Below are 17766 nucleotides of genomic sequence, written 5' to 3'. Positions count from 1 at the left end.
CTTATAGCTGCCATTCAAGGCGTTAATAATTTTTGTAGATTTTCTATTCCATATAATATGTTTTCAACGAATCTGGAGAAATGAAGTGCCATGTGTGTATGGCACTTCATCTCTTATTTACTCATTGACTCCGTTACCGTCTGCCAGGTTATGAAACCACCACTCAGATTATATGTCCGGAAGCCGTGAGCCTGCAGAATACGGTATGCCACATGCCCGCGCAGGCCACTCTGACATCCTATAAAAATTTCTTTATCTTTAGGCAATTTTCCAAGGTTTTCCCGCAGGGAATCAAGAGGGATGGATAGCGCGTCAGGATATTCACCAAATTGTTTCAGTTCGGCAGGAGAGCGAATATCAAGTAAACAATAACTGCCCGGTTCCCGTTGTAACACATCGCTGACATGACATATGACCGTATCTCCTTTCATTACATTTGTCGCCACCATACCAGCCTGGTTAACGACGTCCCTTGCACTGTTAAAAGGTGGAGCATAAGTCAGCTCAAGATGTTCGAGATCGTTGACGGTAAGCCCCGCGCGCTGTGCGACAGACAGGACATCGATGCGTTTATCAACCCCTTTTTTCCCTGATGCCTGAGCCCCGAGAATTTTACCGGTATCGGGGCTGAACAGCAGTTTCAGACTGATCATCGTTGCCCCCGGGTAGTAACCGGCATGATCAGCGGCATGGACGTAAACCTTCTCGTATCGGGTGCCATGAACTTTCAGCTGCTTTTCATTCGCACCGACGCTGCCAATACTCAGCGAAAATACCTTACAAATGGATGTCCCCTGACTGCCATGGTAAAGGCTGTGACGATCTAGCATGTTATCAGCAGCAATGCGTCCCTGGCGGTTGGCGGGCCCTGCCAGAGGAAAATTAGCGGGTTCCTGAAAGACAAAGTCTGGGGTTTCAACGGCATCCCCCACGGCGTAGATGTCAGGGATACTGGTCTGCATACAGGCATTGACGCTTATGCCTCCCCGTTTACCCACTGCGAGCCCGGCTCCTGTGGCAAGGCTGTTCTCAGGTTTTACCCCGATGGCGAGAATAACCATGTCGGTCTGCAGAAACCCACCCTCAGACAGTGCAACGCGGAATCCCGTCTCTGTCCGCAGTACCTCGGTGAGCGCCGTTCTGAGACGCAGATCCACGCCATGACTCCGGATTTCCTGATGCAGGGCAGATGCCATTTCAGGATCAACCGGAGCCATAACCTGTTCCCCCATCTCCAGCAGGGTCACACTGATCCCCCGTTCGCTCAGAGCCTCCATCACTTCAAGTCCGATAAATCCCCCCCCGACAAGCGTGGTGTGAGCTACGTGATGTTGCTCAATCCACCCCAGGATAGCATCCATGTCAGTAAGATTTCGCAGCGTAAAGACACCCTCTTCCTGTAGCCCGGGCAAAGGAGGGACAACCGGAGCGGCGCCGGTACTGAGGAGCAGACGATCCCATTCTTCGCTATAGACCTCCCCTGAGGTCAGATTTTTAACCGTCACCGTTTTATTAACCGGATCCACTGACGTCACTTCATGACAGATACGGACGTCTATGTTAAAGCGGGATTTAAAATCCTCCGGGGTTTTCAGAATCAGTGACTGCCTTAAAGGAATTTTTCCGCCTATATGATAAGGTAATCCACAGTTGGCGAAAGAGACATCGCTTCCCCGTTCAAACACAACAATACTGACATCCTCTGATAACCGACGAGCTCTGGCTGCAGCGGATGCCCCGCCGGCAACACCACCAACAATCACTATTTTCATTACATCCTCTCTGTTCACCCGGGGCAAAAATGCCTGCCAGATATAATCGTTTCCCCGGGCCGGCAGGACGCTGCAGACCTGACGAACACGATGGCAAAATTACGATACCGTCAGTATACTAAATTATATTATATAAAAACACATAGTATGAGAAATCAGCAATGCTCATGAATGAAGACACAAAACGTCAGACAGATATGAAGAATGCGGCCCTGAGGGCAGCAGATGTCTTACGGGGACTGGCCAACAGCGACCGGTTGCTGTTGATGTGTCAGTTAAGCCTGGGGGAAGCGAATGTGGCCGGGCTGGAAGCGGCGGTCGGTATCACTCAGCCGACCCTGTCCCAGCAGCTGGGTGTAATGCGCCGCCTGAAGCTGGTCGAGACCCGACGGGCAGGTAAAATGGTATATTACCGTATTGAGGATAACCGTATCATGACGTTGTTAAATACCTTATATGATCTCTACTGCCCGCAGGCAGGCACCGGTAAAGGAAGCCATAACAACGAATAATATGATCCTGCTTTCCCCGTAAACCGTTTTATCCGTGCATCATTAACCCTGTTCAGGCTGTGAAATGCCAGACCGGAACCTGCGATACCTTAACGGGAAAACAACAGTGGTCCGGATATACCAGCCGATGATGCCCGTCACGGACTGTATTTCTCGTTCACGCATTCACTGATTAACCCACTGATTCAATGGTGTTTAATACTGTGACGGTCAGAAAAAACAGCCACAGGAACACGGATGATTCTGCACTGTCAGTAATAGCCTGTGGCTGACAAACCGTTTTTTCTGCTGCCACGTGGTGACATTATTCAAGCAGGCTACGCAACATCCAGGCAGTTTTCTCATGTAACTGGATACGTTGTGTAAGCAGATCTGCTGTGGCTTCATCATTCGCATTATTAACGAGCGGGAACAGGGAGCGTGCAGTTTTAACCACGGTCTCTTGGCCCTGGACAAGATTTTCAATCATGTTTTTTGCTGCCGGAATATCCTTATCTTCATTAACCGCTGTTAGACGTGAAAATTCATGATATGTGCCGGGCGCGAAGCATCCGAGCGAGCGTATACGTTCAGCGATATCATCAACGGCAGTGGCCAGCTCATTGTATTGATTTTCAAACATTAAATGTAAGCTGTTAAACATGGGGCCAGTTACATTCCAGTGATAGTAATGTGTTTTTATATACAGGGTATAGGTGTCAGCAAGAAGCCGGGACAGGCCGTCTGCAATCTCCACCCGGGATGATTCAGCAATACCAATATCAATGATTTGTTTACTCATAACTACCTCTTACACGGTTTCAGTGGAATATACGATATGCGATTATTCTTTCCGGTCTGAGCAAAACACGCCTCAAATTTTTATAATAACCAGGTACACCTGTCGTCTGTCACACTAGCGATGCGCCAGAGCAATATCCTGCGACGGAACAATGAATTTCGCCGTGGCACGTGCCACTGTCTGCTGTCCTTTTGTCAGCCATGCTTCAAGCAGGTAAATCCCCCTGCGTTGCCCAAGCAGTCTGGCACATACCATCAGTTTGTCTCCGGTACAAACGGGTGAAATGAATCTTACCGTCAGTTCAGCCGTCAGGGCTTGCACACCCTGCATGAACAAACAATGAGTCATTGCTGCATCCAGCAGGGTACTCGTCATTCCGCCATGTAAAAGACCCGTATACCCCTGATGCCTGTGATTGGCCGTGTAGTCCGCACATACAGAGCCATCCGGGTGCTCTGAAAACATTAAGTTCACCGTATCAGGGTTGTTGTCGCGGGAACTACAGACCATACAACAGGTATGGGCCTTTCTGGCATCAAGATAACAATTCATCTGTTTCTGCTCAGCGTCCGGTTGTACTGACGGGAGGCATCCGGAATTCAGTCAGCTGAGGGGCTCCCCCGGCATCATTACTGCCTCCTCCACACATTCCGGCTCCTGGTTTATACACAATACGGGTCTGATAAAAATCACCGCCCGTGATGAAATAAACTCATGAATGGCAACAGCGCCCGTTTCCGTGATGATGCTGACGCCCACCCTGGCACGCATTTTCTGCTGTGTTCCCGTCAGAGTGACAGCATTTTTTCCCTTTCGCCTCATGATGAAAGGACTGGCGTCCCTGCTCCGGCTTATTCAGTTCAGTCAGAACACGGGTATCCGGATCACACAGTTCAGTGAACAAACGACGACCACAGTCAGTCTGGTACACCGCGATCTGATGCCCCAGTAATTTACCCAGCATCCGTTCCCCGATGTTACGGACCACAACGCGGCTGACTTGCTGTTGAACCAGCAGGTCAACCAGCTTCCGTTTACCTGAACAATCTGCGCCCAGCGCGGGATTTTCTGTCCGGCTGAGCTCCACACCGCGCTCATCCACCAGGACAAGGTGACTCGCTTTGGTAAAATGATTTGCTACCCGGTCGTCATTCACTGGAATGGCTGTGATCATCTTGTGTAACTCCTTCCCTTTCAGAGTGCATTATTAAGGCCTTGCCCTGAGTGAGACAGTCCACAACCTTAAAACGGGCTGCTTTCAGGACATTGGCCAGTGTCTGCCTTGAAACCCCCATTGCAACAGCCGCTTCCTGCTGTTGCATGCCCAGTAAATCGACCAGCCGTAACGCTTCAAACTCATCTTCTTTTAAATGAACATGTTCAAGCTGGCTCATCGGTCGCGCATTGGGCTTAAAACAGGTATCCGCAGGGCGGCCACAGATGTTACGGGGAATTCTGGGTCTTGGCATGAAGGCTCCTTATTGGCATATGCTATATATACACTCATAAACTGGCATATGCAATATACTCTGCTCACCGGTGGAGAATTTTTGCTTTACCCTGGAGTCTGTAAGTGGGCAGCAGGTCATGAGAGATGAAGAGAAAGAAAACAGATACTGTATGAGACTCAATTTAAAGTGCTGCCATAAGGGGGTCGTCTCAGAAAACGGAATCTATGGTCACTCCCGTTTTTGCAACACCGATTTTGACGATAAATTGGCTTGCTTGAATCTATCCGGCGTCTGAATGGGATTTTATTCCCGCGCCTCGATGAGTTCCGCGCCTGATGAACCTCCAGAAAATATACGGCTTCAATGAGCCTTTCCGTTTTACAGGTTCCTCAACAGGCCGGTGGGCCGTTAGTATCATCAATATCAGTATTCGCAAAACCAGATCAGTGATTCTTTAAACCGGTGTATTTCTTCCGTTATGCTACATAAGTTTGCTGTCGTGCCGTTAGGGCCCAGGCTATTCTGGCCAGCTTGTTTGCCAGAGCACAAGTGACGACAAAGTTGCTTTTCCTACACAGTAGATCCCTGACCCAATCGGCCAATTTGCCAGACTGGTGTTCCAGTTTTTGTATGAATACCCTGGCACATTGAACCAACAAAGTTCGGATCTTTTTGTTACCTCGCTTACTAATTCCCAGCAATGTCGTCCGACCTCCCGTGCTGTACTGTCGAGGCACTAGCCCTGTTGCCGCCGCAAAGTCACGACTGCTGGCGTACTGCTTCCCGTCGCCAATCTCAGTTGAAATAGTACTCGCTGTCAGTGTTCCGACGCAGGGAATGCTCAGCAAGCGCTGTCCAATCTCATCTTCGTCCAACTTTCGTTTCAACTGGGATTCCAAATCTTTAATCTGCTCAACAAGATAGTGATAATGCTGTTGTAATTTCAGCAATAACTGGCTGAGGTATAGAGGCAAACTATTGTCCTCAAGAAGGGTACTCAGTCGGCTAATAACGGCAGCTCCTCGTGGAACGCTGATGCCAAATTCCAGCAGAAAAGCATGCATCTGATTGGTTGTTTTTACCTTATCCTGAACCAAGGATTCACGGACACGATGCAGCGCACGCATTGCCTGCTGAGATTCAGTTCTGGGCTGTACAAAACGCATAGACGGACGCGATGCAGCTTCACAAATAGCTTCGGCGTCGACAAAGTCGTTTTTGTTACTTTTAACGAATGGACGGACAAATTGTGGTGATATCAGCTTAGGAAAATGCCCCAACTCTTCCAACTTGCGTGCCATAAAGTGAGAGCCACCACAGGCTTCCATTGCGATGGTTGTAGCGGGGCATGTCGCCAAAAATTCGATTAACTTTGGCCGTGTAAATTTTTTACGGTAAACAGCCTTGCCGCGACGATCTTGGCAATGAATATGGAAAGAGTTTTTACCCAGATCGATACCAATGAGCGCAATGTTTTCCATGATAGTTCTCCGAATGAAAGCCTATCCTCAGCATAGTACCGGGAAGGAGGGAGTGACCATCTCATTAAATAAAGCACGCTAAGCCGGTGGCAGCGGTCGCAATGGCCTGAACTTCCCCGCACCGACCTTGGCACTGCTGCGCCATAGGTAATCGCCGGTCAGGTTGATATGCTCCCACCCCAGCGGGGACAGATATTGCAGCAACGTGTCGTCCAGCGCCTTGCCGTGGGCACGCAAAGCACTGGTGGCACGCTCCAGATAGACCGTGTTCCACAACACGATGGCCGCCGTCACCAGATTGAGGCCGCTGGCCCGGTAGCGCTGCTGCTCAAAACTGCGGTCGCGGATTTCACCCAATCGGTAGAAGAAGACCGCCCTGGCCAGCGCGTTGCGCGCCTCGCCCTTATTCAGCCCCGCATGGACGCGGCGGCGCAGCTCCACGCTTTGCAGCCAATCCAGAATGAACAGCGTGCGCTCGATGCGCCCATACATCCGCACCTTGTCGTTGATCGCCTTGCCGGAAGCCTGGAACTGCTGTTGATGCTTGTTCTTGGCCGCATTGAACAGCTTGCCGATGATACGGTCGTGAAGGTCGATGATTTCATCAGTGACGGTGGCCATGCCCTCGATGGCCAGTGCTACCAAGGTGGCGTAACGCCGCTGCGACTCGAACTTGGCCAGGTCGGCGGGCGTCATCTGGCCGCCTTCGCGGGCGATCTTGAGCAAGCGGTTTTGGTGTACCTGCCGTTCGATGCCAGCAGGTAGGTCAAGCGCCTGCCAGGCTTTGAGGCGTTCGATGTGTTCAAGCATGTGGCGCGAGTTCGGCTTGGCGGGCGATTGGCGCAGCCACGCTAGCCACGTCATTTTGCTACCATCCTTGCGCTTGAGCAGTTCGTCCAGGCGCTGGCGATGGACAGGTATCAAGGAATCGGCCAATGCCGCATGGATGCTTCGGTTGGCACGGGTAATGGCCTCGGCGCTTGCGCGCTCGATGGCATTCATGGCGGGTAGGATGATGCTCTGCCGCCGCAGGTTTTCAACAAGGGTGCTGGCCAGCACAATGCCTTTGTCTGTTTGCAAGGCCAGTTCGGTCAATGTATGCACGGCTTGCCGGTAATGACTCATGGTGAAGGGCTTGAATCCAAACACCGTTTGCAGCTCGACCAAGTGCTCCCGCCGTGTCTGCTCGCGCTGGCCGTAATGGTTCCAGCTTTCCACCGGCACCTTGAGTTGTGCGGCCACCATGCGCAGCAGGGGCAGAAATGGAGGATCATCGACGCCCAAGAAGATGCCAGGGAATCGCAAGTAGCAAAGCTGCACGGCGAAGCCCAATCGATTCGCGGCGCCGCGACGCTGACGGATCACCGACAGGTCGGTTTCGTTGAACGTGTAGTGCCGTATCAGTTCGTCTTTGGCATCTGGCAGTGTCAGCAGACTTTCGCGCTCGGTGGCGGACAGGATTGAGCGGCGTGGCATGGTCAGTCTTCCCGCAGGTACTGGTACAAGGTTTCGCGGCTGATGCCGAAGTCACGGGCCACCAAGGTTTTCTGGTCGCCTGCCGCAACTCGCCGTTTCAACTCGGCAATTTGTTCGCTGTTCAGCGATTTCTTTCGTCCCCGGTAGGCCCCGCGCTGCTTAGCCAGCACGATTCCCTCGCGCTGACGTTCGCGGATCAGAGCGCGCTCGAACTCAGCAAAGGCTCCCATGACCGACAGCATCAGATTGGCCATCGGTGAGTCCTCGCCGGTGAACGTTAGCCCTTCTTTGACGAACTCCATGCGCACGCCCCGTTGTGTCAGCCCTTGGACGATGCGGCGCAGGTCATCAAGGTTGCGTGCCAACCTGTCCATGCTATGCACCACCACGGTGTCGCCCTCGCGGACGAAGGCCAGCAGCCTTTCAAGTTCGGGACGTTGTGTGTCCTTGCCTGAAGCCTTATCGGTGAATACCTTGCCGACTTCTATTTGTTCCAGTTGTCGATCAGGATTCTGGTCGAAGCTGCTGACGCGAACGTAGCCGATACGTTGACCTTGCAAGATGCCTCCAAAGGTAAAAATGTCAGGATGAAATCTATTACCCTTGGCTGAATGTGTCAATAAATATATATTAATACCCTACTCTGACGTTGTTTGTGCTCAACATCTGACATCAGGTTAGGGTATAGCCTAGATTGACATGCGCGATGCAACCCTTAACTTGCTTGCACCTATCGTTTCCATGCTAGCTTTATCGTAACGCTCAAGAAATTGGGCTTAATGCCGAAAACGGCACTGTTGCAAAGTTAGCGATGAGGCAGCCTTTTGTCTTATTCAAAGGCCTTACATTTCAAAAACTCTGCTTACCAGGCGCATTTCGCCCAGGGGATCACCATAATAAAATGCTGAGGCCTGGCCTTTGCGTAGTGCACGCATCACCTCAATACCTTTGATGGTGGCGTAAGCCGTCTTCATGGATTTAAATCCCAGCGTGGCGCCGATTATCCGTTTCAGTTTGCCATGATCGCATTCAATCACGTTGTTCCGGTACTTAATCTGTCGGTGTTCAACGTCAGACGGGCACCGGCCTTCGCGTTTGAGCAGAGCAAGCGCGCGACCATAGGCGGGCGCTTTATCCGTGTTGATGAATCGCGGGATCTGCCACTTCTTCACGTTGTTGAGGATTTTACCCAGAAACCGGTATGCAGCTTTGCTGTTACGACGGGAGGAGAGATAAAAATCGACAGTGCGGCCCCGGCTGTCGACGGCCCGGTACAGATACGCCCAGCGGCCATTGACCTTCACGTAGGTTTCATCCATGTGCCACGGGCAAAGATCGGAAGGGTTACGCCAGTACCAGCGCAGCCGTTTTTCCATTTCAGGCGCATAACGCTGAACCCAGCGGTAAATCGTGGAGTGATCGACATTCACTCCGCGTTCAGCCAGCATCTCCTGCAGCTCACGGTAACTGATGCCGTATTTGCAGTACCAGCGTACGGCCCACAGAATGATGTCACGCTGAAAATGCCGGCCTTTGAATGGGTTCATGTGCAGCTCCATCAGCAAAAGGGGATGATAAGTTTATCACCACCGACTATTTGCAACAGTGCCAAAAATCATCTACACTTTTTCAGCCAAACCATTTTCATGCCCACGAGACATGATAGCCACCAGACAGAACATTCAACCTTTATACCCGACTTACTGTAGGCGTCAGCCAGCAGCCTTGTTTTCTCAATAGAGGAGTTTGTAGCATGGCATTTGTGACAACCAAAGACGGCGTTAATATTTTCTATAAAGACTGGGGTTCCAGGGATGCGCAGCCCATAGTGTTTCACCATGGCTGGCCGTTAAGCGCGGATGATTGGGATAACCAGATGCTGTTTTTTCTGGCTGAAGGCTTCCGGGTGATTGCTATTGACCGACGCGGTCATGGTCGCTCAGATCAGGTGAGTGAAGGTCATGATATGGATCATTACGCCGCGGACGCTTCGGCTGTGGCGGAACATCTGGATCTGCATAACGCCGTGCATATCGGGCATTCTACCGGTGGCGGGCAGGTTGCGCGCTATGTTGCACAGTATGGCCAACCGCAGGGTCGGGTTGCCAAAGCGGTGCTTATCAGCGCCGTGCCGCCGTTGATGGTCAAAACGGACAGCAATCCAGGCGGTACGCCTGTTGAAGTTTTTGATGGTTTTCGCCAGGCGCTGGCTGCTAACCGCGCGCAGTTTTATCTCGACGTCGCGTCCGGGCCTTTTTATGGCTTTAACCGCGATGGCGCAGAAGTGTCGCAAGGCACCATTCAGAACTGGTGGCGGCAGGGCATGATTGGCAGTGCGCAGGCACACTATGAGGGGATTAAGGCGTTTTCTGAAACCGATCAGACCGAGGATTTAAAAGCCATTACGCTACCGGTACTGGTTATGCAGGGGGATGATGATCAGGTTGTTCCCTATCAGAACGCGGCGATATTGCAGGATAAACTACTGTCTGATAGCCAGCTGAAAATTTACCCCGGCTATCCGCACGGTATGCATACCACCCATGCGGATGTGATTAACGCCGATCTGCTGGCGTTTATCCGTTCGTAGCCCGAAGCTGAGAGAAGAAAGGCCGCTATCTGGCGGCCTTAATCGAAGCGTCAGGCCTGATTCAGGCTCTCATGTTGGAGGATTTTCAGTAACTCATCCTTCAACAGAAGTTTTTCTTTCTTCATATGAACAAGTTCAAGACTGTATCCTTTGCCGTCAGCTCCTTCTATCCGGGAAATATCGTGATCGAGTGCGTTATGTTTTTCGAATAGCGATTGAAAGCGTGAGTGCGAGGTTTTCAATCGAGAAATCAACTCTCTGTGTTCTGGAAACATGTACCTTCCTTGTTGATAGAAAAACGTGTGTACGGAGACACACACGTTTAGATTAACCACAGCAATAAAATGGTAATGAGAACGGTGTCGCGTTTATGTTACAGGTCAAAGGAATTTCAGGCGCTGAGGAGAGGGGGCGTAGCTAAGAGCCTATGTCATTAGGCTCTTAGCCGCTGGAGGGGTTTTTAGTAATTAAATGGAATCCGCCAGGCGGTCGACAACAACTCGTCCGCTATTATCAAACTGCGTTATGCGGTAATTCAGGCACTGTTGCAAAGTTAGCGATGAGGCAGCCTTTTGTCTTATTCAAAGGCCTTACATTTCAAAAACTCTGCTTACCAGGCGCATTTCGCCCAGGGGATCACCATAATAAAATGCTGAGGCCTGGCCTTTGCGTAGTGCACGCATCACCTCAATACCTTTGATGGTGGCGTAAGCCGTCTTCATGGATTTAAATCCCAGCGTGGCGCCGATTATCCGTTTCAGTTTGCCATGATCGCATTCAATCACGTTGTTCCGGTACTTAATCTGTCGGTGTTCAACGTCAGACGGGCACCGGCCTTCGCGTTTGAGCAGAGCAAGCGCGCGACCATAGGCGGGCGCTTTATCCGTGTTGATGAATCGCGGGATCTGCCACTTCTTCACGTTGTTGAGGATTTTACCCAGAAACCGGTATGCAGCTTTGCTGTTACGACGGGAGGAGAGATAAAAATCGACAGTGCGGCCCCGGCTGTCGACGGCCCGGTACAGATACGCCCAGCGGCCATTGACCTTCACGTAGGTTTCATCCATGTGCCACGGGCAAAGATCGGAAGGGTTACGCCAGTACCAGCGCAGCCGTTTTTCCATTTCAGGCGCATAACGCTGAACCCAGCGGTAAATCGTGGAGTGATCGACATTCACTCCGCGTTCAGCCAGCATCTCCTGCAGCTCACGGTAACTGATGCCGTATTTGCAGTACCAGCGTACGGCCCACAGAATGATGTCACGCTGAAAATGCCGGCCTTTGAATGGGTTCATGTGCAGCTCCATCAGCAAAAGGGGATGATAAGTTTATCACCACCGACTATTTGCAACAGTGCCAACGCCGGGTTATTCTTATTTGTCGCTTCTTTACTCGCCTTTATCGGCCTTCACTCAAGGATGTATTGTGGTTATGCGTTATATTCGCCTGTGTATTATCTCCCTGTTAGCCACCCTGCCGCTGGCGGTACACGCCAGCCCGCAGCCGCTTGAGCAAATTAAACAAAGCGAAAGCCAGCTGTCGGGCCGCGTAGGCATGATAGAAATGGATCTGGCCAGCGGCCGCACGCTGACCGCCTGGCGCGCCGATGAACGCTTTCCCATGATGAGCACCTTTAAAGTAGTGCTCTGCGGCGCAGTGCTGGCGCGGGTGGATGCCGGTGACGAACAGCTGGAGCGAAAGATCCACTATCGCCAGCAGGATCTGGTGGACTACTCGCCGGTCAGCGAAAAACACCTTGCCGACGGCATGACGGTCGGCGAACTCTGCGCCGCCGCCATTACCATGAGCGATAACAGCGCCGCCAATCTGCTGCTGGCCACCGTCGGCGGCCCCGCAGGATTGACTGCCTTTTTGCGCCAGATCGGCGACAACGTCACCCGCCTTGACCGCTGGGAAACGGAACTGAATGAGGCGCTTCCCGGCGACGCCCGCGACACCACTACCCCGGCCAGCATGGCCGCGACCCTGCGCAAGCTGCTGACCAGCCAGCGTCTGAGCGCCCGTTCGCAACGGCAGCTGCTGCAGTGGATGGTGGACGATCGGGTCGCCGGACCGTTGATCCGCTCCGTGCTGCCGGCGGGCTGGTTTATCGCCGATAAGACCGGAGCTAGCAAGCGGGGTGCGCGCGGGATTGTCGCCCTGCTTGGCCCGAATAACAAAGCAGAGCGCATTGTGGTGATTTATCTGCGGGATACGCCGGCGAGCATGGCCGAGCGAAATCAGCAAATCGCCGGGATCGGCGCGGCGCTGATCGAGCACTGGCAACGCTAACCCGGCGGTGGCCGCGCGCGTTATCCGGCCCGCAGCACCTCGCAGGCGTGCCGGGCGATATGACTGGCGGCGGCATCGGAAAGATGCCGGTCGGTAATGATGGTGGTGAACCGGGTCAAAGGTAACGCCATAAACGTGGCCACCTGATTGTATTTCGAACTGTCGCACAGCAGGATGCTTCTCGCGCTGACCTGGCTGACGGTCTCCTTGACGGTAACCTTGTTCTCATCAGGGGTGAATATCCCGCGACTGTCCCAGCCGCTGGCGGAGATAAAGGCCGTATCGATAGCCAGGTGGCGTAACGTACGCGCCGCCGATTCGCCCACGCAGGAGCGGTTCTCCCGGCACAGAGTGCCGCCGGTGTGGATCACGCCGCACTGGCTGGCATCGATCAGCAGCTGGGTTATCTCAAAATCATTGGTGACCACCTGGAGATCGTTCCGGTCGAGGATCGCCCGCGCCAGCGCCAGGGTGGTAGTCCCGGCATCCAGATAGATGCAACTGTTTTTAGCGATATGACTCGCCGCCAGCGCGCCGATCGCCTGTTTCTCCTCACTCTGCAGCGTGCTTTTCACCAGATGACTGGGTTCCGCGGCCAGCCGGCTGACGGCGCGTACGCCGCCCGAGACGCTGACCAGCAGCCCCTGCTCCTCCAGTTTACTGACGTCCCGACGGATGGTCATATGGGACACGCCGAGGATCTCCGTCAGCTCGTTAATGCTTACCGCCCCACGCTGCTCCACCAGGGCTAAAATACGCTGATGTCGTTCTATTGGAATCACCGCTCTCCCCTTACCATTTTTTCACACCAGGCGTCACCACCCAGGCTACGGCCCTGGCGACACCCGGTGTTGTTATCGCGCTTTGCCGCTGTTTTTTACGCTATTTTAGGGCAAGAATCGCCGCTGTGCAGCCTCTTTGGGGGAACCGCAGAATTCGGAAAAAATCGTACGCTAAGCTAACGGTGTTCTCGTGACAGCTCTTTGACTAGGCTTTCTAAGGCCATTCTGATAGCCCTGACTTCCTGAAAAGCCATGGCTAAAATTTGTGCGGCTAAAAGGGATAACCGATGGTAAAGTAAGTTATCCCTGTCGAGATACTGAAAAGCGTTATCCTCGTTTTTCCCAAAACTGTTTTGCCAGTTCGCTCAGAGCGCTAGTTAACTGAGCGACAGATTTCGCACTTTGCAAATTATTCTGCCCGGTCTGTACATTGGTATCAGCAGCATCGCGTATATTGATAATACTGCGGTTTATGTCTTCACTTACTGCTCCCTGCTGCTCGACCGCAGTCGCTATTTGCGCGTTCATGTCGGTAATTTCGTTAACGCGTTGGCCAATTCCATCAAGAGCTGTAGCTGCTTCCTCTGCGTGAGCTACACTCGTGTGCGCTTGCCGACTACTTTGCTCCATGACTGTAACAGCGGATTGCGCTCGCTCTTGTAGAGCGCTGATCATGCTTTGAATATCCGTTGTCGATTGCTGTGTGCGAGCAGCAAGACTGCGAACCTCATCGGCGACAACAGCAAAACCACGCCCCTGCTCACCAGCACGCGCGGCCTCAATTGCTGCGTTGAGTGCCAACAAATTCGTTTGCTCGGCGATCCCTCGTATAACGTCAAGAACTTTTGATATCTCGTTACTTTGACCTTCAAGCTCATGAATAACCTGAGTGGCTTGCCTAATTTCACCTTCAAGGGCAGTGATTGACTGGCTTGTGTGGGCTACCAGACGCTGGCCAGATGCCGTCTCAGTGTCTGCTCTTCCGGCCGCATCTGCAGCATGCTGTGCATTGCTCGCAACCTCTTGAATGCTTGCCACCATTTGGTTTACTGCCGTTGCTATTTGATCTGTCTCTGCCTGCTGCTCAACTGTAAGTACATTGCTTGACTCAATATCCTTTAGTAGGCCTCGGGTGTGTTCGCTAAGCCGATTTGATGCATCACCTATGCGACCTACTATGGCGCCTGTTTCAGCTTGCATCATTCGTAAAGCAAACTCTATTTGGCCAAACTCATCGGTGCGCCCAGTGTAGAGGGATTGACTTAATGGGTTATTGGAAATATTCCTGGCTCTTTCAACCAGTCTTCCAAGAGGAGAGAGAATAGCCAAAACACTAACAGAGCTTAAGCTTCCTGACATTAAAGTGGCTAACAATAAGCTGCTTATTGATGTATCAGTAAGCATGCCGGCAGCCATTGCGCTTGATATAATACTACCCCATATGAGCAAGAGTATTTTCACGGAAAAGCTAGCAGCCAATTTCGGCCTCGCGGCCTTCCCGCTTCTCAATTGAGCATATAATTTTTCCGCAGCCAAAACCTGCTCAGGTTCAGGCTTGGTCCTTACAGACTGGTATTCAACAATCGAACCATTCTTAGCTATTGGCGTTACATAAGCACTTACCCAATAGTGGTCGCCATTTTTACAGCGATTTTTTACTAGCCCCATCCATGAGCGGCCAGATTTTAATGTACTCCACATATGCTCAAATGCAGCAGGCGGCATATCTGGGTGTCTTACGATGTTGTGAGGCTGGCCTAATAGTTCTTCCTCAGTGAAACCACTGATTTTAATGAAGTCAGGATTAACGTACGTGATATGGCTTTGAGGGGAGGTAGTCGAAAGAATATTGGCATCTTTTGGGAGTTCTAAGTTTCGACCCGTCACTGGTAAATTCTGGCGCATAAGAACCTCAAGGGTTGGCTGTTTTATTTTATTGTTTTCGGGGCACTGTTGCAAATAGTCGGTGGTGATAAACTTATCATCCCCTTTTGCTGATGGAGCTGCACATGAACCCATTCAAAGGCCGGCATTTTCAGCGTGACATCATTCTGTGGGCCGTACGCTGGTACTGCAAATACGGCATCAGTTACCGTGAGCTGCAGGAGATGCTGGCTGAACGCGGAGTGAATGTCGATCACTCCACGATTTACCGCTGGGTTCAGCGTTATGCGCCTGAAATGGAAAAACGGCTGCGCTGGTACTGGCGTAACCCTTCCGATCTTTGCCCGTGGCACATGGATGAAACCTACGTGAAGGTCAATGGCCGCTGGGCGTATCTGTACCGGGCCGTCGACAGCCGGGGCCGCACTGTCGATTTTTATCTCTCCTCCCGTCGTAACAGCAAAGCTGCATACCGGTTTCTGGGTAAAATCCTCAACAACGTGAAGAAGTGGCAGATCCCGCGATTCATCAACACGGATAAAGCGCCCGCCTATGGTCGCGCGCTTGCTCTGCTCAAACGCGAAGGCCGGTGCCCGTCTGACGTTGAACACCGACAGATTAAGTACCGGAACAACGTGATTGAATGCGATCATGGCAAACTGAAACGGATAATCGGCGCCACGCTGGGATTTAAATCCATGAAGACGGCTTACGCCACCATCAAAGGTATTGAGGTGATGCGTGCACTACGCAAAGGCCAGGCCTCAGCATTTTATTATGGTGATCCCCTGGGCGAAATGCGCCTGGTAAGCAGAGTTTTTGAAATGTAAGGCCTTTGAATAAGACAAAAGGCTGCCTCATCGCTAACTTTGCAACAGTGCCATTGACTGTGCCTGTTGCTGCGCGATGAGCAGTTGCAGGTAGCTGGCCGCGCCCAGCCGGTATTGCCGCTCGACCGACTGCAAGGAGGCCTGTGCAGCCATATCAGCGGCAGCGAGGGCAGTCAAAGTTTGTGCATCGCTTTCCACCGCGCGCAGGGTGTCGGCGACGTTACGCAAAGACTCCAATACGACGCTCTGGTAATTGGCTACGGCGGCATCAAAAGCGGCGAGCGCCGCTCTTTTTTCAGCGGGTAGCCCTGGATTAAAAAGAGGCTGGGTGAGCTGCGCAACCAGGCCCCACACTGCCGAGCCACCACCGAACAGGGCACCGGTGGTCAGCGCCTGAGAACCAAGGTTGGCGCTCAGGTTGATCTGTGGGTAGAGCTTGGCGACAGCCACACCATAGTCTGCATTGGCCGCATGCAACAGCGCCTCTGACGCCTGGATATCCGGTCGGCGGCGCACCAGTTCTGAGGGCACGACGAGCGGCATCTCGACGGGTAGAGTGAAATCGGCCAGAGTGAAGGCCGGGATGCCACCCGTGCCTGGGGCACGACCGGCTAGCACCGCCAGTAGATGTTCGGTTTGTTGCAGTTGTTTACGCAGCGCAGGCAGTTCTGCCCGCGTTTGCTCCGCCTGAGCTTGTAGGCTCAACGCTTCATCAGGTGAGGCCTGACCGATACGCACGCGTTCATGGGCTAGGCGCAGTTGCTCATCCTGCACGCGCAAAATGGCAGTAGTGGCTTCTAGTTGCGCGGCGAGGCGTGCTCGGGTAATGGCAGCGGTTGCCATGTTGCCGGCAAGGGCCAGGCGCGCAGCATTCAGTTCGAAGCGACGGTAGTCGGCGCGAGCAGCCAAGGCTTCGAGTGCGCGCCGGTTGCCGCCAGCCAGATCGAGGTTGTAATGCACGCCAACGCTGGCGTTGTAGAGGCTGAATTGACGTGCGTCTCCGCTCAACCCTTGGCTACTGGGACTCATTTGCTGGCGCTGAGATCCCAGTGCGACATCTACCTGTGGATATTGCGTCGAGCCCGCCTGTGCGGCAAGAAGCTCCTGCGCCTGTCGCAAATTGGCGCTGATGCTCGCCAGCGTCGGGCTGACATGGAAAGCTTCGTTTATCAGTCCGTCGAGTGCGGATGAACCCAAGCTTTGCCACCATTGCGTTTCGATCGGAAGCCCTTCGACTAGACGTTGTGTTTCGCCGAACTGCGTGGGAGCGGACACGGTTCTATCAGCTACCGGTGTTGCAGTGTAGCGAGCCACATCGGGTGCGGTGGGACGCTGAAAATCAGGGCCGGCGGCGCAGCCGGCCAGACCGGCGGTGACCAGACCAGCTACCAGGTAAGTTGCCGCAAGCCGTCTTTCGAGGCTGATGGGGCGCTGGCATGTTTTAGCGTGCTCCATAAAAATGCTCCACGAAAGGTTTACGGAAAGCTTGGTGGCAGCCCAAGCAGCTTTCCTGCACGTGGGCGAATGATTGGATCACCGCCTTGCCGTCGCTGCTCGCAGCAGCCAGCTTCATGGCCAGCGCCGCCTCGTGAGTCTGCGCGTCAAAGTTTCTGAACTTGGTCGCATCAGCGCCGAGGTAAGCAAGGATGCGCATTTTTTCAGTAAGCGGTGGCTCGGGGTGTGCAGCAACTTTTGGGGCGAGCTGAACGACCTGAACCCATTCCTCCTGCGAAATCGCACCGGTAATAGCCTGCATGTTGCGCCCGAGTTCCTGCATGATCTTGCGTAGCGCCAGTGGCTCAACCTGGGTAGCGTCACCAGCCCAAGCTGGCAACTGAAAACCCCATAAAAGCAGGCAGGCCGTAACGGTCAGGGTGATAGTTCCAAATGCGTGGCTGTGTTTGCGGTGGGTCAT

The 17766-nt window shown here is 52.9% G+C and carries 19 protein-coding genes; 4 read left to right on the top strand and 15 right to left on the bottom strand.

Going from position 1 to position 17766, the window contains the following annotated elements; all coding sequences use genetic code 11:
* Positions 1–113 precede the first annotated feature (113 nt).
* Positions 114–1772, bottom strand: coding sequence for an FAD-dependent oxidoreductase (locus HV127_RS02705; protein WP_025760366.1), 1659 nt, complete (start codon positions 1770–1772; stop codon positions 114–116).
* 161 nt (positions 1773–1933) lie between these two features.
* Between HV127_RS02705 and HV127_RS02700 the strand changes: the two genes are divergently transcribed.
* Positions 1934–2284, top strand: a complete 351-nt coding sequence (locus tag HV127_RS02700; RefSeq protein WP_000928911.1) for a metalloregulator ArsR/SmtB family transcription factor — start codon at positions 1934–1936, stop codon at positions 2282–2284.
* Between the two features lie 304 nt (positions 2285–2588).
* Here the strand turns inward: HV127_RS02700 and HV127_RS02695 are convergent, their stop codons facing one another.
* The 8 genes from HV127_RS02695 to HV127_RS02660 all read right to left on the bottom strand — a co-directional run bounded on the left by HV127_RS02695 (position 2589) and on the right by HV127_RS02660 (position 9020).
* Positions 2589–3065, bottom strand: coding sequence for a Dps family protein (locus tag HV127_RS02695; protein ID WP_000043177.1), 477 nt, complete (start codon positions 3063–3065; stop codon positions 2589–2591).
* Between the two features lie 114 nt (positions 3066–3179).
* Positions 3180–3617: a PaaI family thioesterase gene (locus tag HV127_RS31650; protein WP_016241611.1), complete on the bottom strand. Its 438-nt coding sequence runs from the start codon at positions 3615–3617 to the stop codon at positions 3180–3182.
* A 160-nt stretch (positions 3618–3777) separates the two neighbouring features.
* Entirely contained in the window at positions 3778–4239 is a 462-nt protein-coding gene (locus HV127_RS02685) for a NifB/NifX family molybdenum-iron cluster-binding protein (protein WP_000626969.1), read from the bottom strand.
* Positions 4214–4534, bottom strand: coding sequence for a DUF134 domain-containing protein (locus tag HV127_RS02680; RefSeq protein ID WP_001137910.1), 321 nt, complete (start codon positions 4532–4534; stop codon positions 4214–4216). The genes HV127_RS02685 and HV127_RS02680 overlap by 26 nt, the downstream gene beginning before the upstream one ends.
* Before the next feature lie 458 nt (positions 4535–4992).
* Positions 4993–5997 carry an IS110-like element IS4321 family transposase gene (locus tag HV127_RS02675; RefSeq protein WP_000427620.1) on the bottom strand — a complete coding sequence of 335 codons (1005 nt, stop codon included), beginning with the start codon at positions 5995–5997 and terminating at the stop codon, positions 4993–4995.
* Between the two features lie 78 nt (positions 5998–6075).
* A complete protein-coding gene (locus tag HV127_RS02670) occupies positions 6076–7473 on the bottom strand; it encodes a DUF4158 domain-containing protein (RefSeq protein WP_174501489.1) in 1398 nt (465 codons plus the stop codon).
* Between the two features lie 2 nt (positions 7474–7475).
* Positions 7476–8033: a recombinase family protein gene (locus HV127_RS02665; RefSeq protein WP_001162010.1), complete on the bottom strand. Its 558-nt coding sequence runs from the start codon at positions 8031–8033 to the stop codon at positions 7476–7478.
* A 282-nt stretch (positions 8034–8315) separates the two neighbouring features.
* Positions 8316–9020 carry an IS6-like element IS26 family transposase gene (locus HV127_RS02660; protein ID WP_001067855.1) on the bottom strand — a complete coding sequence of 235 codons (705 nt, stop codon included), beginning with the start codon at positions 9018–9020 and terminating at the stop codon, positions 8316–8318.
* Between the two features lie 206 nt (positions 9021–9226).
* Between HV127_RS02660 and HV127_RS02655 the strand changes: the two genes are divergently transcribed.
* Positions 9227–10063 (top strand): alpha/beta hydrolase, encoded by an 837-nt coding sequence (locus tag HV127_RS02655; protein WP_112214950.1) that lies wholly within the window; start codon positions 9227–9229, stop codon positions 10061–10063.
* A 50-nt stretch (positions 10064–10113) separates the two neighbouring features.
* Here HV127_RS02655 and HV127_RS02650 read toward each other — a convergent pair whose 3' ends face one another.
* Together HV127_RS02650 and HV127_RS02645 are read right to left on the bottom strand one after the other, a co-directional pair.
* Positions 10114–10338 carry a YdcH family protein gene (locus tag HV127_RS02650; protein ID WP_080828775.1) on the bottom strand — a complete coding sequence of 75 codons (225 nt, stop codon included), beginning with the start codon at positions 10336–10338 and terminating at the stop codon, positions 10114–10116.
* Between the two features lie 315 nt (positions 10339–10653).
* Positions 10654–11358 carry an IS6-like element IS26 family transposase gene (locus HV127_RS02645; protein WP_001067855.1) on the bottom strand — a complete coding sequence of 235 codons (705 nt, stop codon included), beginning with the start codon at positions 11356–11358 and terminating at the stop codon, positions 10654–10656.
* A gap of 136 nt (positions 11359–11494) precedes the next feature.
* Here HV127_RS02645 and HV127_RS02640 point away from each other — a divergent pair, with 136 nt between their 5' ends.
* A complete protein-coding gene (locus HV127_RS02640; RefSeq protein WP_002904004.1) occupies positions 11495–12355 on the top strand; it encodes an extended-spectrum class A beta-lactamase SHV-12 in 861 nt (286 codons plus the stop codon).
* A gap of 20 nt (positions 12356–12375) precedes the next feature.
* Here the strand turns inward: HV127_RS02640 and HV127_RS02635 are convergent, their stop codons facing one another.
* Both HV127_RS02635 and HV127_RS02630 read right to left on the bottom strand, forming a co-directional pair.
* Positions 12376–13137 (bottom strand): DeoR/GlpR family DNA-binding transcription regulator, encoded by a 762-nt coding sequence (locus HV127_RS02635; protein WP_002210513.1) that lies wholly within the window; start codon positions 13135–13137, stop codon positions 12376–12378.
* 327 nt (positions 13138–13464) lie between these two features.
* Positions 13465–15156 (bottom strand): PAS domain-containing methyl-accepting chemotaxis protein, encoded by a 1692-nt coding sequence (locus HV127_RS02630; RefSeq protein WP_228727445.1) that lies wholly within the window; start codon positions 15154–15156, stop codon positions 13465–13467.
* Here HV127_RS02630 and HV127_RS02625 point away from each other — a divergent pair.
* Positions 15147–15851 (top strand): IS6-like element IS26 family transposase, encoded by a 705-nt coding sequence (locus tag HV127_RS02625; protein WP_001067855.1) that lies wholly within the window; start codon positions 15147–15149, stop codon positions 15849–15851. The two genes, HV127_RS02630 and HV127_RS02625, sit on opposite strands and share 10 nt — an antisense overlap.
* Before the next feature lie 33 nt (positions 15852–15884).
* Here HV127_RS02625 and HV127_RS02620 read toward each other — a convergent pair whose 3' ends face one another.
* Together HV127_RS02620 and HV127_RS02615 are read right to left on the bottom strand one after the other, a co-directional pair.
* Positions 15885–17306, bottom strand: a complete 1422-nt coding sequence (locus tag HV127_RS02620; RefSeq protein ID WP_228727444.1) for an efflux transporter outer membrane subunit — start codon at positions 17304–17306, stop codon at positions 15885–15887.
* Positions 17293–17766, bottom strand: coding sequence for a cytochrome c (locus tag HV127_RS02615; protein ID WP_003056106.1), 474 nt, complete (start codon positions 17764–17766; stop codon positions 17293–17295). The genes HV127_RS02620 and HV127_RS02615 overlap by 14 nt, the downstream gene beginning before the upstream one ends.

Source organism: Klebsiella sp. RHBSTW-00215 (assembly GCF_014103785.1).
GTDB lineage: Bacteria > Pseudomonadota > Gammaproteobacteria > Enterobacterales > Enterobacteriaceae > Klebsiella.
The sequence above is the reverse complement of the archived record's forward strand: the minus strand, read 5'-3'. Positions and strand labels throughout refer to the sequence as shown.

Bases quoted from the DNA above. Each gene is read 5' to 3' on its own strand.
- HV127_RS02615 (WP_003056106.1), bottom strand. From the start codon at position 17,766: ATGACCCACCGCAAACACAGCCACGCATTTGGAACTATCACCCTGACC.
- HV127_RS02640 (WP_002904004.1), top strand. From the start codon at position 11,495: ATGCGTTATATTCGCCTGTGTATTATCTCCCTGTTAGCCACCCTGCCG.
- HV127_RS02630 (WP_228727445.1), bottom strand. From the start codon at position 15,156: ATGGGTTCATGTGCAGCTCCATCAGCAAAAGGGGATGATAAGTTTATC.
- HV127_RS31650 (WP_016241611.1), bottom strand. From the start codon at position 3,617: ATGAATTGTTATCTTGATGCCAGAAAGGCCCATACCTGTTGTATGGTC.
- HV127_RS02680 (WP_001137910.1), bottom strand. From the start codon at position 4,534: ATGCCAAGACCCAGAATTCCCCGTAACATCTGTGGCCGCCCTGCGGAT.
- HV127_RS02655 (WP_112214950.1), top strand. From the start codon at position 9,227: ATGGCATTTGTGACAACCAAAGACGGCGTTAATATTTTCTATAAAGAC.
- HV127_RS02700 (WP_000928911.1), top strand. From the start codon at position 1,934: ATGCTCATGAATGAAGACACAAAACGTCAGACAGATATGAAGAATGCG.
- HV127_RS02625 (WP_001067855.1), top strand. From the start codon at position 15,147: ATGAACCCATTCAAAGGCCGGCATTTTCAGCGTGACATCATTCTGTGG.
- HV127_RS02685 (WP_000626969.1), bottom strand. From the start codon at position 4,239: ATGATCACAGCCATTCCAGTGAATGACGACCGGGTAGCAAATCATTTT.
- HV127_RS02620 (WP_228727444.1), bottom strand. From the start codon at position 17,306: ATGGAGCACGCTAAAACATGCCAGCGCCCCATCAGCCTCGAAAGACGG.
- HV127_RS02675 (WP_000427620.1), bottom strand. From the start codon at position 5,997: ATGGAAAACATTGCGCTCATTGGTATCGATCTGGGTAAAAACTCTTTC.
- HV127_RS02695 (WP_000043177.1), bottom strand. From the start codon at position 3,065: ATGAGTAAACAAATCATTGATATTGGTATTGCTGAATCATCCCGGGTG.
- HV127_RS02660 (WP_001067855.1), bottom strand. From the start codon at position 9,020: ATGAACCCATTCAAAGGCCGGCATTTTCAGCGTGACATCATTCTGTGG.
- HV127_RS02645 (WP_001067855.1), bottom strand. From the start codon at position 11,358: ATGAACCCATTCAAAGGCCGGCATTTTCAGCGTGACATCATTCTGTGG.
- HV127_RS02705 (WP_025760366.1), bottom strand. From the start codon at position 1,772: ATGAAAATAGTGATTGTTGGTGGTGTTGCCGGCGGGGCATCCGCTGCA.
- HV127_RS02670 (WP_174501489.1), bottom strand. From the start codon at position 7,473: ATGCCACGCCGCTCAATCCTGTCCGCCACCGAGCGCGAAAGTCTGCTG.
- HV127_RS02650 (WP_080828775.1), bottom strand. From the start codon at position 10,338: ATGTTTCCAGAACACAGAGAGTTGATTTCTCGATTGAAAACCTCGCAC.